The sequence below is a fragment of the Brucella tritici genome (assembly GCF_008932285.1).
Lineage (GTDB): Bacteria > Pseudomonadota > Alphaproteobacteria > Rhizobiales > Rhizobiaceae > Brucella > Brucella tritici.
The window spans coordinates 192465-205151 of record NZ_WBVY01000004.1 but is presented as its reverse complement, the minus strand read 5'-3'; the positions used below and the strand labels follow the sequence as shown (position 1 = coordinate 205151).

Here is a 12687-nt window from a genome sequence, read left to right as displayed (position 1 = left end):
CAACATAACGTGATTCCTAATATCCACAACCGCGACTCGATACCAGCCGCCCGGCAAACACCACATCTAGCGGCGGCAAAAGGCCGTTTACCTTTCGTCAAGAATGTTCTTGTTCTGTTCCGTTTTATGAGTCATCCTGTCGCACATAACAAGCGTACAGGGAGTAACGGGTATGAGCATGCAAACTAATTTTATCGTACAGAGCTACAGTAAGGGGCCGAGGGGCAAACTGATTGCCGACACTCCGTTCATCGCGAAAGACGTGGCTCATGCCAAGCGCACTGCTGAACGCATGGCAGTAAGCAGCCCTATGGTGATTGCATTCGCGAACACCGGCGATGCAGACACCGGAGATTTCGAAGAACCTAAGCTGATTTACGCTCATGGCGATCCGTTGCCGCCTGAAATCGAAGAAATGGAAAAAATCTAACGCCGGAGGCCGAATTGATCCGTTATGTCTCAGGCGGTAAAATTCTAAAGAAATCAGCCGTCGATGAAATGCTCGAACAAGCTCTATCTTGCGACGAGTTAAATGCGGCGAGGGAAATTGAAAAGATCAGCCAGCGGCTATCCGACCTTATGGAGTTGGTTCACGGTGGGGATTGGCAGTCTCAGATTGATCATCAGTACGGCTATGTTCTCGTTCGTAAGCATTCGCCTTGATGGTATTCAGGATCATACCAAGAAGCAGTCCCACGTCGTCGGGCTTCAGCCCTTGCACACGACCTAACATGGTTCTGATTTCGTGTTCACCACGGATAGGGGCTTTGTCATCTTCTGCGCCCCAGAAGAGATAAGCCAGGCTTACGCCTAGCTCTTCGCTCAGCTTCATAACTTTTTCGATGCTGGGCGACTTTTCAGTATTTCGCAGTTCGTTGACCGTGTTGACGCCAAGACCCGTCGCCAAACTAATGGCGCGATCTGATCGTGGGTCTTCGTCTACAGCCTTCAAAAGGCGGCTTTTCCAGTTCTCTTCCATACCAATTTTTTATCACGTACACGGAAAAGCGTGCACACGTTGTTGCGTGTATTGATTATGCACGCGATAGCGTGTATATATCAGTTATGAGCACGAAACTTCTCAAAGAAATTGAAGCCTTCATGGCTGAAACAGGAACCGGCGCTTTCCGATTTGGGATGAAAGCGATCAAGAACGGTCGCCTTGTCGAAAGGCTCCGTTCTGGCGGGAGAGTTTGGCCTGAAACGGAGATGGAAGTTCGCGCATACATCCGTGCCGAGCGCGCAAAAGTCAACGTACAGGCTTCTCGCCCGCGCAAAGAGGTGAGGGCGTTGATATGAGCGACGTTATCCAAGTTGCTGAGCTTCGCGCATTTGTTGAACGGATTGAACGCGATGAAGAATTCATCCGCGAGCGCAACTCTGACAAGTCCGAAACATACAAAGAGCTTAAGGCTCGCGGTTATGACGTTAAAGCCGTCAAGAAGATCGTCGCCGCTCGGCGCATGGATACGCATGTTCGCGAAGAACAGAACATGGTCTTCGAACTGTATTGGGAAGCTCTTCATGGCGCCTCTCACGTGCATGCACGCGAGGGAGGTGCAGAATGAGTGCGCCGCGCCTCACAAGTACCGATAAGGGAAATATCCTCTCTGCCTACGTCAGCGGCGAGCCGATAAAGTCTATCTCCGAAAGATTTGGCGTTCATCCATCATATCCCGGCCTATTGGCAAAGCGCCGTGGTCTGTTCCTTCGTTCGTCTGCCACCCCACAAGCCCCCCGCACGGCAGACGAAGAAAGCCTCACCGGACATGTAACGAGTACCGGTGAGGCTCCCTTTTCTGAGCGAGGGGCGGCGATATGAGGAACAAGCCTCGCTCAATCTCAAATTCAAGAACCCGTCGAGCGTCCTTTATGTCGCGATCTTTTCCGTTCGCCCGGATATTCGACGGTAGCGGGTGCCTCCGGGCGAAGTGCAGCGTTCAAGGCAGAAATACCTGGAACACCCTCTGCGCTGTGCATTTCGGTACCCGCGTCTTTTTCTTTTCGGGCAATCGCTGCTTTTCGTGCGTTTTGCAGAACGCGCCATGCTGCATGCCCGATGTGCTCCAAACCTCAACTCCTGCTCTCGTTTCGTCTCAGGCTCTCTTTGTTGTCCTGAAACGTAGCTGGAGAGCTTTGCAATGTCCGACAAAGGTTTTGAAGGATCTGACAAAATGAGTGTCGAGTTTGTCAGCAGCGCCAGAGGGATGAGTGATTTCATCCTTCAAAGCACCTACCGGGGGCCGGGTGATACCGTTGACGCTGCCATGCACCGGGCTGAGCGCATGTATGGCGCGCCTGCTTCTTGGATGCATCGCCTCCGCTATCGATCAATCAAAGATATGCCTGTTTCCGCATATGCGGCCATCGCTCGCGCCTACAAAGCGGCGCTTGAAGCATCAGAAAAAGCCTATGCGGCTGAGAGGGAACTAGCCCATGCGCGCAATTCGAAACTTCTTGGCATCGCGGATGCTCTGGCTGGAACGCCTTTTGCAAGCAGCGTGGCAGAAATTGCGCCAGTACTGGTTAAGGCTGACGCAGCGGCAGAGGGACGAAAAGACCTTTCCGACGCGAATAGAGAAGGGTGAACGATGAACCCTTTCGCCGCCGCTGTTCTCTCAACTCTCCTGACAATCCTGCTGGTCTGTTTGATCGGCCTCTATTTCGCATGGAGGATGTAATGACGGCTACAGCACGCGGACTTTTCAGAGCGACGGGCAATAAGGCCAAGCCAGTGCACATCATGCTCGATGGCGAGATTGTTAAGGCCGATTCCCTTTTTCGTGAAAAAGACGATTTCTATCCGACTCCGCCAGAACCCACGCGCGCATTCCTCCATGCTGAAATTGACCGCCTGCGAGACTTCGGCACAATCTGGGAACCAGCAGCCGGTGACGGTGCGATGGTTCGTGAGATGGAAGCGCTTGGCTTGCAGGTGCATGCATCTGATCTTGTCGATAGAGGGTGTAACGCGGAAGTCCGCTCCTTTTATGATTTCTCAGTGGCACCTTCCACGGCGCTAGTGACCAATCCACCATTCCAAGAATGCGGCTGGGGCAATGGCAAAGCACGATGGCTTTACCACGCGCTTGATACGCTTGATGTCGACTACATGGCGCTGCTGCTCAACTGGACGTGGCCCGGTGCTGGCGGTCTTGCATCATTCTGGGGCCGGTTCCCCGCCGCTCGCGTCTACCTCATGCGTTGGAAGATCGATTTCACCGGCCAAGGCGCGCCACCAATGCTCCACGCTTGGTTCGTCTGGGACAAAAAACATCGCGGCGAAACCATTCTGCGCATGCTGGATCGCAAGGATGCCAGACAGGGCGAACTTTTTGGGGGTGAACTTTGACGATTACCCTCCAAGACAAACTTGCTCGCATCGAAAAGATCAAGAATGAAAAGGTCTGGTGGCTCGCTGACTTCAGCGAAGGTAAGAGCAAGCGGCCAGATCATGAGCTTGAGAACCGCCGAGTTGACGTTGAAATCCTTGAAGCTGTTGCTCAGGACTACCGAAACGCCATCGCCCGCAAGGCAGAAGGCGAGGCGGCATGATCAAGCTTGCACTCCCGTTCCCTCCCTCTGTCTGGGATATTTACGTTGGCTGGGGCAAAACACGCCGCCTTTCGCCAGAATATGCGAAGTGGCGCAGTGACTGTGGCTATTTCCTCAATGGCAAGAACGAATTCATCGAAGGTCCATTCAGCATTCAGGTTGCCTTGAAGCGTCCGCATAAGCGCATGGACCTCGACAACCGAATGAAAGCGCTTCTGGACGTTCTCCAGCATTACAAGGTCATCAAGAACGACAGCCTCTGCGAACGCCTCACGATGACGTGGGATGCCGGTTTGAAAGAGGAATGCGTCGTCATATTGCAGCGCGCCGAGGAGGCGCAGGCGGCATGAATTATTCAAGTAAGCTTCTATCAGATTTTTCGGATGAGTTTCACACTTGGGTCGAAAGCGCTGTTTTTCACGATACCAACAAGGTTGAACAGCCGATTTCAGAACTAGTGGATAGCCCAATCGAGGGTACGTTACTTTTGGCGACGGTAGCGTACATGCGCCTGTGGGGCGATAACGTTGTGGTGACGAAGCGTGGCAAGCCGGAAAGTCTATATTTTTACAAGCAATATACTGATCCGATTGCCAACATCATTATTCCTCAGTTGCAGATTGATCAGTATCGGGTCGATTTCTTCCTTACCAATGCCTACGCAAAAGACGTGAAGCTTATCGTGGAATGCGATGGCCACGATTATCATGAGCGAACGAAACAGCAGGCGCAAAGAGATAAAGCCAGAGACCGTCATTTCCAGAAAGATGGTTACACCATCCTTCGATATACGGGATCCGAAATCTTTCGGTCTCCATTTAAGTGTGCTGCTGAAATAACCGAAACGCTTGCTTCTCTCATTTCCAGATCTAACGCGGGGAAGAGAAAATGAGTGAGCGCCCATTCATGCAGCTCTATGTCTCGGACTATCTTGGGGACACACGGCACCTGTCATGCGAACAGCATGGCGCATATCTCCTTATGCTTATGACTATGTGGAACGCTGGCGGGTCTTTGCCAAATGATGATGTGAAGCTTTCACGCATCGTATGCTTGTCGGTCAAGAAATGGCGTTCGATCAAGGATGACATTCTTGCTTTCTTTGACGTGTCAGAAGCATCCATTTCTCACAATCGCCTGACGAATGAGCTTCGCAAAAGCGAACGTAAAAGTGAATTGAGAGCTTCCGCAGGTTCGGCTGGTGGCGCTGCTAAGTCATTGAAAGATAAGCAAGCGCACTTAGCAAATGCTAAGGTTTTGCCATGCCATTCTCCAGATACCAGAGAGTTAAAAGAAACACCTAACGGTGTTTCCAAAAAACAATCTCGATCTGTTCGCCTTACTGCTGATTGGCAGATCCCAGACGATTGGATCGCAGAGGCTGTGTCTGAGGGCATGCCTCGTTCCAAAGCCCTTTCTGAGGCGGAGCGAATGAAAAACTGGTCTCTCAGCAACAAGAACGGCGCAAAGCTGGACTGGCGTGCCACTTGGAGAAACTGGTTCCGAGATAAAATCGGTCCTCCCGGCCCGCAGCTTAAGCCGAACAAGCCAACAAAAATCACAGACGTAATCCAAGCCGAAGCCCGAAAATATGGGGTACTGCCAGATGAACCAGATAGCGAACAGACCAGACTACTGGACGCCAGCGACACGAGAGGAAGTGCTACAGTGCTTGAGCTTCCTCTCCGGTCTTCCGTCGCGGGATTCTACTAACGGTCAAATGGAAATTGCCGGCTACTACGTTGCGTTGGAAGGCGTTTCAAAGTTCGCGATCCAGACGGCAGCAAAAGCGATTATGCGCGGTTCGCTCGGTCACACTTTCTATCCGCAGCCACCAGAACTTCGCCTCCAGTGCGATGAAGTCATGCGACCGATCCGTGAGGCCGAGGCCCGCGACCGCCGCGAAGCTGAAATCCTCAAGGAACAGCGCGAAGAAAAGCGCCAGCGGGAGCGCTCGCAATCAACCTGGACGCCAGAAAGCCGCCAGCGCGCATCAGCCAAGTGGCAAGCCATCAAAGCCCAGATGCAGGCAGAGGGCGCCAAGGATGACGCCAAGCGCGATCAGTATGACGTCAGCCCGGAAGCATGCATGGCTCGGTTAAAGGCGGCGGCAGAAGCCAACGGCCACAAATTCAACATCGACAATCTCAAGTCAGCGCCAAGCGGATCATTCAAGCAAGTAGGGAGGGCAGCATGATGATATCAGACTCGAAAGTGGTCCACGACAGTGTAAGTTCGAGTTGTTCCACGCTCACTACGAAACTTAACTTTGAATTCAAATTGCCATTTATATGTCCCAGATTCAGGATGGGGACCTTTTACATTGAACTTTATCAATTTGCACGGCGGAGCGTGATCTGGTCGAATATTTCCGTCAACAAACTGTCGGTCAGGAAAATCGGTTCGCGTCTCGCCCGGTTTGAAATAACCGATATCTTTATTGGTGTCCCAGTACATTTTTACTTGAAATGGTGTGAGATTTGTAACCGAAACAATCTCCACACGCCTGCGATTAAAGTTTTGAACCAAAATGCCAGCACTGATCGCGGAATCAATAGAGAGCTCGAAACTTGGATCGGTGTTGCCCAGAATAAAGTCAGTTTGTCGCCTCTGATCGGAAATTTGCTTTCTCAAGTGGGATATAGTCCATCCTGCAGCAACCAAAGCGCCAGCGGCGCCAGCCCAACCGCTCAATGCGCCGAGCCAATCGCGAAGGCATCTCACTCCTGTTGCATCCGTTGTGGGGCAAAAACCGTCACGACCAAATACGAACCCAGCTCGGTAGAGCAAAAAGACCGCAACAATTATGGTTGCGGCGATGAGTACCACATACAAGAAATCACGAGAGAACTTCCACATACTTTCAAGCCCCGATTTGCCCCTTTGTCTAGAGGGAGAGCATGCGCGCCAAATAAAAGCAACAAGCTTTGGAGGGCAGCATGATGCACGATGCAGCAGAGCATCCCATGGGCAAATATCACGGCTATGCACCGTCTCTCATCAGGAGATTGCAGGCGCAGAAGAAGTTCTTGATGGGAAACTCCCGCCGTTCTCAGGCGCACCGGCTGTTTCGCAAGGGAATGGATACGGTCGAGATTGCCCAGATGATGAACAAGACAGAGGCAGAAGTTGAAAAACTTCTGCACCAGGCGAGAAACGAAATTCTCGGTATCGAGATAGCAGCATAACCCACGTCAACGAGGAACAGACATGGCGAAAACTAAAGCGGCAAAGATCAAGGCGAAACGCGGAAGGCCGAAGAAGGAGGGAGCTCTGCGTACGCCTTCTGGTCAGATTAGTAGGGCAAAGGAGCCGCCAGCTAAAGTCGCCCAGCTTGCGAGGATGAGGATTTTCGGCATGACAGCATCAGAAGCGCTTTCGGATCTAGCAAGTGACAACTTGGGTAGGCTTCATATGGCGTACAAGCGCGACAAATCGGAAGGCATCAGCACGAGCCAGTACGACGCCGCCGAGCGCTATCGCGAAGTTCTGAACGACCGGCGCAAGGCTGAATGCTCTCCGGCTGCGCATTACGATCAAACGGGTACAGTCGGCGCCAATGACCCGGAGGACTATGCCAAATGGGTTGTTCGGGCAAAGCAGGCATACAGCGATGCGCGCCGCGTCATTGAAAAGGCACAGCTAGAGACGCAAAACTCGAACCTTTTCGCTGCCGTGCAGTTCATGCTGGAGAATGACCAATACTTTCCTCATATGATCGGGGATATTCGTCTCGCCTGTAACGCACTTCATCGACATTTTTTCACACAAACTCGAAAGAAAGTCGCATGAATGTCTTGTAATATCGGGCGAAGCAGAATATTCTGCGCATAGTTTCAGGGTGCAAAATTGCGGCTTGATAAGAATTCAGCGGCCTTCGGGCCGCTTTGTTGTTTTAGGCGAGCCGATGTTCACCGCATTTTTAGCGGCCTTCACATTACTGATCTGTGCGCCTGTGGCGTATCTTTGCCTCAAGCTGCCAATGCCAACCTTGTTTAAGTTCGTGTATCTGGCGGTGATCGCATTAGTGGCAGGGCTTACGATCATTTTGGGCAGGCATTTAGGCTAAGTGGTGTTGGCTTCGGGGCTGATTTTTCATTGACCAGCCCGTTTGGTTACCCCAATCTTCTCTCTAAAAGGAGAGAGGACATGGGGAAAGCACTTATTCCGGCGATTATAGCGGGGATTTTCTTATCCGGTTGCGGCGTGAGCGCATCGACCTACGCGACAGGGCAGCAAGCATTAAAGGGAAGTCCGGCAGTAAAGAGCGATTTCATCCGCACTTGCACGCAGAGAATACGCAGTAAGCCGTTTAAGACGCGTCAAGGAATAGCGAAAATAGCGAATACGTCGGTATCATCCGCCCCAAGGGTGTACTGCACCAGATTGACGAATGGCATGGCGTCCGGACGCCTCACACATGCCGATATCAATGCTGCTTCACGTGGGCAGGTCACCCCGAACATAGTCAAAGTGCTTCAGGGGCGATAAGTTTCGAGGCAATGCCTCAACAGAATGCGAGGATTGCGGTGTTATGTTAATCCGGCAAACTCGCAAGTAGCTGACGGCCAGCGAAGATAGCCGTAGTCGGTTAAGGGTGGCGTAAAGACGTTGTGAGAGCCTCGCCCGAAAAGGGTCCGACTAGCGCACATATCCGCCCTCATGCAGTACCGCCCCACTTATCCGGGTAGCGCGAGACATGGGGGCTTGAAATCAGAACGGCGGCGCTGAAAGCAGCAACATAGCAACAAATGCTGCCGCACTGGCAACAGCAACCAGCAATATAAAACCAAGCACGGGCAAACGGTCTAGCCAGGTACGATCACGATCTTTTAGAAGTTCGGTCTTAATCCGAAACTCCTGGTCAAACTGGTATCGTCTGGCCCCGCGCCAATTAGCTTGAAAATCTTCCTGCTCCATGCGGGCGAGTTTGAATTGAACAGCTTAATTTCTGGTTGAAGTTCCGACCCCGCCATAGAGTGGGGTTTTTCATTTCAACAATCGGAGAACGATATGCGCTTTGGCTTCAGTGTCATGGCGGCAGCACTGCTGTCGTCTGTTCGTGGGTTCTTTGGTGGAGCGGTGGCTTCTCCTTTCCCGGATATTTCCGCGCCAGCACCGCACCGGCACCGGTCGACAAGCAAGCGCATTCGCCTCGGTGGCCGCACGTACAAGCCCAACGGCACCCGCGAAGTGGCTCGCCGCCAGCGCCAGATTATCGAGGGCAGGCTTACTGCAAGCAACGGCGTCGTGTTCCATTCTTAGGGAGCGGATTGTCTGACTGAGACAGCCGGCCGCTTGGAACAAGGCTTTCACTCGTGGCTGGAGCGGCCAGCCCAGCTCCGGGGAGCATGCACCCTCATAATGCGGCGTAAGTGAGCAAGACCGGCATTTATCGTTTTACAAAGGCCGATTTGAGCGCCTGACAGAACTTGAAAATGACAGCGAACAGATCAGCTTCAAAGAACGTCAACGGCTTCCCGTAAACGTATTTCGGCTTTTTGCTGTCAGATGTTCGTTCGCGTTCGTCCATGCCGATCTCCTTCGCCCAACGACAATAGGTGAAAAATGAACCGCCGTCGCTTCCTTTCTTTCCTCGGCCTCGCTCCGGTAGCTGCTGCCGTTCCTGCAATGGCGCTGCCAAGGGCGGAGAAGCCGACCGAGATCGCCAAAGGCACGTTTCGGATGACCGCTGAAACGATGGGTGTTTATTCAGCCAATATCGGGTCGATCACAGCGGGCATACTGCGAAGCGATGACGGCAAGGTCATCTGCGATCTGGCTAACCATACGCTCAGGTTTGCTGGCTGATTTGAGGAGCTACCCGTGCTCTCTCTTCGACCATGCGCGCGCGAGCTTCTTCTTCCGTTCTGCACCGTTGCTCTTGGCGAGGAATGCCATCTGCATTGAGAGTTACAACAAGCCAGAATTGCCCTTCCTGCTCTATGCCAACCGTGATGAGGGGCTTTCCGATCATTAATCTATCCTCCCTTTACCCATCAGGAATACAACCGTGAGTCTCACGCCGAAACAAGAGGCCTTTGCCCGCGCCTATGTGGAAACCGGAAATGCCTCTGAGGCATACCGGCGAGCGTATAATGTGGGTGAGAAGACAAAGCCGGAGAGTATCTGGGTTAAGGCATCAGAGCTGCTGGCAAACGGTAAGGTATCGGTAAGGGTAGCTGAATTGCAGTCAGCGGCATCAGAGCGCACGCTTGTCACGGTCGAGAGCCTTACAAAAGAACTGGATGAAGCCAGACTGCATGCCCTCAAGGACGAGAAAGGTGCGTCTGCTGCCGTATCCGCAATCATGGGCAAAGCAAAGCTGCATGGGCTGTTGGTCGAGAAACATGAACATAGTGGCGCAATTAATCTAACCGTATCACCAGAGGACGCTGAACTGTGAGGCATGGCTGCAATTCAACTGACGGAGAAGCAACGACAGGCTAACCGGCTACTGGCTGGCCCTGCGCGCAATATCATGCTGCGCGGCGGCTCCCGATCTGGAAAGACGTTCGTACTTGTCCGTGCCATCATTCAGCGGGCAATCAACGCGCCTGGTTCTCGACATGCCATTTTCCGTTTCCGGTTCAATCATGCCAAGACTTCCGTGTGGTCCGACACGCTGCCGAAGGTTCTGAAGCTTTGCTTTCCATCGCTGCGAGTGCGGTTCGACAAGACTGACTTCTATGTCGAACTGCCGAACGGTTCTCAGGTGTGGATTGCTGGTCTGGACGACAAGGAGCGCGTCGAGAAGATTCTTGGGCAGGAATACGCAACGCTTTATTTCAACGAAAGCAGCCAGATTCCTTGGGCATCAGTGGAAACCGCGATGTCCCGACTGGCCCAGAAGTGTGAGCTCGCGGCTCAAATAGCAAAAGCCACCGGGCGTCTGTATCTGGCGCTCAAGGCATATTTCGACTGCAACCCACCTTCAAAGCTTCATTGGAGCTTTCAGCTATTCCGGGCAAAGATGAAGCCCGGCACGAAAGAGGCTCTTCCTAATCCCGACGACTACGTCGAGATGAAAGTAAACCCTTCCGATAATGCCGATAATCTGCCAGCCGAGTATTTTGACGTGCTGGCCTCGATGTCGGCCGCAAAGCGGTTACGTTTTGAAGCTGGCGAATGGGCAAGCGAAGTCAACGGTGCCTTGTGGGCTCTGGATGATCGAACGGCTGCCGACGGCAAAGTTATGCCGGGTATCGACAGCCTGCGCATGAAACAGGCGCCGCAACTGGTTCGAGTTGTGGTCGCGGTCGACCCCTCTGGCACGCGGGGTGATGACGGCGGCGACGACATCGGCATTGTTGTCGCAGGTCGTGGGGTAGATGGTCACGCATACATTCTCGAGGACGGCACTTGCCAGTTGTCGCCGGAAGGATGGGGACGGCGCACAGTCGATCTATATCACCGTTTCGAAGCTGACCGGATTGTCGGAGAGCGGAACTACGGTGGAGACATGGTGCGCTTCACGGTCGCGACTGCCGATAAGAAGGCAGCCTTCAAGGAAGTGGTTGCCAGCCGCGGCAAGGCTGTCCGAGCCGAGCCGATCAGCGCCTTGTACGAGCAAGGCAAAGTACATCACGTGGGCATTTTCCCCGACCTTGAAGACCAGATGTGCAACTTCACGGCCTCCGGCTACGTGGGCGATGGATCGCCAGACCGTGCAGACGCCCTTGTATGGGCAATCACTGAATTGATGCTTGGCGACGAAAAGAACGTCGCGATGTTCCTGAGAAAGAAGCACCGATGAACCCAATTCGAGCCTTGGCCAATGCCGCAGCGCGTCGGCTCGACGTCATGTTCCCGGGCTACTTCAGCGCCGCCAAGCACAACCATTACGCGGACTTTGGATATCCTGAAAACCTGACGTTCGACATGCTGTTCGGCATGTACCGGCGGAATGGCATCGCGGCTGCCGGAGTTGACAAGACCATCCTGAAGACATGGCAGGACAACCCATTCCTTCAGGAAAAGCAGCGTGACGGATCAGAGGGTAAGAGAGCCGAGGAGACCACACTCGAGGCCGATATTCGTCAGCGGTTCGAAGACCTGCGCATCTGGTCACGCATTGCCGAGACTGATCGCCGGTCATTGGTCGGGTCGTACTCCGGTCTGATCCTTCGTCTCGCTGACAACAAGAAGTTCTCGGAACCGGTTGATACGGTGCCTGGTGGGCTTAAGGGCTTGGCTGAAGTCATACCGGCATGGGAAGGACAGTTGCAGGTCTCGCGGTGGGATACGGATGAAACGTCCGATACCTACGGCCAGCCGCTAATGTACCAGTTCAATGAGGCAAGCGTTGGAGAGGAATCTCGCCAGCCCCGTCAGTTCATGCTTCATCCAGACCGGGTGATTGTCTGGTCGCGGGATGGAACGCTGGATTGCCGTTCACTTCTTGAGCCTGGCTACAATGACCTGATCACCTTGGAGAAGGTAAGCGGTGCAGGCGGCGAGGGCTTCTGGAAGAACGCGAAGTCAGCTCCCGTGCTCGAAGTCGACGCCGAGGCCAAGCTTGACGAGATGGCCAAGATCATGGGCGTCCCGGTCGATGAACTCGTAGACCGAATGAATGACCAGGTCGAAGACTGGCAGCGCGGTTTTGACAAGCTGCTGATGATGCAGGGCATGACCGCCAAGACACTAGGCGTCACACTGCCAAGCCCGGAACACTTCTTTGCCATCGCCCTTCAGGCGTTCGCAGCTTCCATCTCGATACCGGTCAAGATCCTTGTCGGTTCACAGACAGGCGAGCGAGCCAGCACGGAAGATGCTGACGAGTGGGCCAAGACAAACATGTCTCGCCGGACCAACACAGTTCGCCCGAACATTATGGACTTCGTCAACCGGCTGGAACGATTCCGCATATTGCCGGAAAAGGACTGGTATCTGGATTGGGCCGACCTGACTGAAACGTCCATGGCCGAGAAGATCGACCGCGTAGCCAAGATGGCTGATACCAACCAGAAGATGAGCGCATCCAATGAGTTGGTGTTCACTGCTGATGAGATGCGTGAAGTCGTCGGCAAGGAACCTCTCACGGACGATCAGCGATACCGTGAAGATGATGACGACGATTTGACCGCCGCTGCTGGCCTGCCAGACGATCCCGCAAACGAGGAATAACCA

22 protein-coding genes are annotated in these 12687 nt (G+C 53.4%); 17 read left to right on the top strand and 5 right to left on the bottom strand.

From position 1 onward, the window contains the following. Positions 1 to 172: 172 nt before the first annotated feature. Positions 173 to 430: a hypothetical protein gene (locus F9K94_RS15425; protein WP_151646712.1), complete on the top strand. Its 258-nt coding sequence runs from the start codon at positions 173 to 175 to the stop codon at positions 428 to 430. A 147-nt stretch (positions 431 to 577) separates the two neighbouring features. Here F9K94_RS15425 and F9K94_RS15420 read toward each other — a convergent pair whose 3' ends face one another. Continuing rightward, the gene (locus F9K94_RS15420) at positions 578 to 979 is read right to left on the bottom strand and encodes a helix-turn-helix domain-containing protein (protein WP_151646710.1); all 402 of its coding nucleotides are present in this window, start codon (positions 977 to 979) and stop codon (positions 578 to 580) included. A gap of 316 nt (positions 980 to 1295) precedes the next feature. Here F9K94_RS15420 and F9K94_RS15415 point away from each other — a divergent pair, with 316 nt between their 5' ends. The 9 genes from F9K94_RS15415 to F9K94_RS15375 all read left to right on the top strand — a co-directional run bounded on the left by F9K94_RS15415 (position 1296) and on the right by F9K94_RS15375 (position 5752). Further along, on the top strand, positions 1296 to 1568 hold the full coding sequence (locus F9K94_RS15415) for a DUF2312 domain-containing protein (RefSeq protein ID WP_151646708.1): 273 nt from the start codon (positions 1296 to 1298) through the stop codon (positions 1566 to 1568). Next, positions 1565 to 1822, top strand: coding sequence for a hypothetical protein (locus tag F9K94_RS15410; protein WP_151646706.1), 258 nt, complete (start codon positions 1565 to 1567; stop codon positions 1820 to 1822). Before F9K94_RS15415 ends, F9K94_RS15410 begins: the two co-directional genes overlap by 4 nt. A 352-nt stretch (positions 1823 to 2174) precedes the next feature. Next, positions 2175 to 2588: a hypothetical protein gene (locus F9K94_RS15405; protein WP_151646704.1), complete on the top strand. Its 414-nt coding sequence runs from the start codon at positions 2175 to 2177 to the stop codon at positions 2586 to 2588. 92 nt (positions 2589 to 2680) lie between these two features. Then, positions 2681 to 3352 carry a hypothetical protein gene (locus F9K94_RS15400; protein WP_151646702.1) on the top strand — a complete coding sequence of 224 codons (672 nt, stop codon included), beginning with the start codon at positions 2681 to 2683 and terminating at the stop codon, positions 3350 to 3352. Further along, complete coding sequence (locus F9K94_RS15395) at positions 3349 to 3555, top strand: hypothetical protein (protein ID WP_151646700.1); 207 nt, start codon at positions 3349 to 3351, stop codon at positions 3553 to 3555. The genes F9K94_RS15400 and F9K94_RS15395 overlap by 4 nt, the downstream gene beginning before the upstream one ends. Next, complete coding sequence (locus tag F9K94_RS15390; protein ID WP_151646698.1) at positions 3552 to 3905, top strand: RusA family crossover junction endodeoxyribonuclease; 354 nt, start codon at positions 3552 to 3554, stop codon at positions 3903 to 3905. Before F9K94_RS15395 ends, F9K94_RS15390 begins: the two co-directional genes overlap by 4 nt. Continuing rightward, positions 3860 to 4447, top strand: a complete 588-nt coding sequence (locus F9K94_RS15385; protein WP_151646696.1) for an endonuclease domain-containing protein — start codon at positions 3860 to 3862, stop codon at positions 4445 to 4447. The genes F9K94_RS15390 and F9K94_RS15385 overlap by 46 nt, the downstream gene beginning before the upstream one ends. Next, on the top strand, positions 4444 to 5268 hold the full coding sequence (locus F9K94_RS15380; protein WP_151646694.1) for a YdaU family protein: 825 nt from the start codon (positions 4444 to 4446) through the stop codon (positions 5266 to 5268). Before F9K94_RS15385 ends, F9K94_RS15380 begins: the two co-directional genes overlap by 4 nt. A 7-nt stretch (positions 5269 to 5275) precedes the next feature. After that, positions 5276 to 5752 carry a hypothetical protein gene (locus F9K94_RS15375; RefSeq protein WP_151646692.1) on the top strand — a complete coding sequence of 159 codons (477 nt, stop codon included), beginning with the start codon at positions 5276 to 5278 and terminating at the stop codon, positions 5750 to 5752. 5 nt (positions 5753 to 5757) lie between these two features. Here F9K94_RS15375 and F9K94_RS15370 read toward each other — a convergent pair whose 3' ends face one another. Then, entirely contained in the window at positions 5758 to 6414 is a 657-nt protein-coding gene (locus tag F9K94_RS15370) for a hypothetical protein (protein ID WP_151646690.1), read from the bottom strand. Positions 6415 to 6494: 80 nt separating this feature from the next. Between F9K94_RS15370 and F9K94_RS15365 the strand changes: the two genes are divergently transcribed. Both F9K94_RS15365 and F9K94_RS15360 read left to right on the top strand, forming a co-directional pair. Next, positions 6495 to 6743 (top strand): hypothetical protein, encoded by a 249-nt coding sequence (locus F9K94_RS15365; RefSeq protein WP_151646688.1) that lies wholly within the window; start codon positions 6495 to 6497, stop codon positions 6741 to 6743. A gap of 22 nt (positions 6744 to 6765) precedes the next feature. After that, positions 6766 to 7347: a hypothetical protein gene (locus tag F9K94_RS15360; RefSeq protein WP_151646686.1), complete on the top strand. Its 582-nt coding sequence runs from the start codon at positions 6766 to 6768 to the stop codon at positions 7345 to 7347. Positions 7348 to 8268: 921 nt separating this feature from the next. Here the strand turns inward: F9K94_RS15360 and F9K94_RS15355 are convergent. Next, positions 8269 to 8475, bottom strand: coding sequence for a hypothetical protein (locus tag F9K94_RS15355; protein WP_151646684.1), 207 nt, complete (start codon positions 8473 to 8475; stop codon positions 8269 to 8271). A gap of 93 nt (positions 8476 to 8568) precedes the next feature. Here F9K94_RS15355 and F9K94_RS15350 point away from each other — a divergent pair, with 93 nt between their 5' ends. Continuing rightward, the gene (locus F9K94_RS15350; protein ID WP_151646681.1) at positions 8569 to 8820 is read left to right on the top strand and encodes a hypothetical protein; all 252 of its coding nucleotides are present in this window, start codon (positions 8569 to 8571) and stop codon (positions 8818 to 8820) included. A 127-nt stretch (positions 8821 to 8947) separates the two neighbouring features. On the opposite strand, the gene F9K94_RS24605 is transcribed toward F9K94_RS15350, so the two are convergent. Then, complete coding sequence (locus F9K94_RS24605) at positions 8948 to 9088, bottom strand: hypothetical protein (protein WP_210250255.1); 141 nt, start codon at positions 9086 to 9088, stop codon at positions 8948 to 8950. A 35-nt stretch (positions 9089 to 9123) separates the two neighbouring features. Here F9K94_RS24605 and F9K94_RS15345 point away from each other — a divergent pair, with 35 nt between their 5' ends. After that, positions 9124 to 9366: a twin-arginine translocation signal domain-containing protein gene (locus F9K94_RS15345; RefSeq protein ID WP_151646679.1), complete on the top strand. Its 243-nt coding sequence runs from the start codon at positions 9124 to 9126 to the stop codon at positions 9364 to 9366. Here F9K94_RS15345 and F9K94_RS15340 read toward each other — a convergent pair. Then, complete coding sequence (locus F9K94_RS15340; RefSeq protein ID WP_151646677.1) at positions 9350 to 9532, bottom strand: hypothetical protein; 183 nt, start codon at positions 9530 to 9532, stop codon at positions 9350 to 9352. The two genes, F9K94_RS15345 and F9K94_RS15340, sit on opposite strands and share 17 nt — an antisense overlap. A gap of 36 nt (positions 9533 to 9568) precedes the next feature. Between F9K94_RS15340 and F9K94_RS15335 the strand changes: the two genes are divergently transcribed. Genes F9K94_RS15335 through F9K94_RS15325 form a run of 3 tightly spaced genes read left to right on the top strand, consistent with a single transcriptional unit; the run spans position 9569 to position 12684 of the window. Beyond that, positions 9569 to 9961 carry a terminase small subunit gene (locus tag F9K94_RS15335; protein ID WP_151646675.1) on the top strand — a complete coding sequence of 131 codons (393 nt, stop codon included), beginning with the start codon at positions 9569 to 9571 and terminating at the stop codon, positions 9959 to 9961. A 3-nt stretch (positions 9962 to 9964) separates the two neighbouring features. Next, positions 9965 to 11311, top strand: a complete 1347-nt coding sequence (locus tag F9K94_RS15330; protein ID WP_151646673.1) for a phage terminase large subunit — start codon at positions 9965 to 9967, stop codon at positions 11309 to 11311. Beyond that, entirely contained in the window at positions 11308 to 12684 is a 1377-nt protein-coding gene (locus tag F9K94_RS15325) for an anti-CBASS protein Acb1 family protein (protein WP_151646671.1), read from the top strand. Before F9K94_RS15330 ends, F9K94_RS15325 begins: the two co-directional genes overlap by 4 nt. The last annotated feature ends 3 nt before the right edge of the window (positions 12685 to 12687 follow it).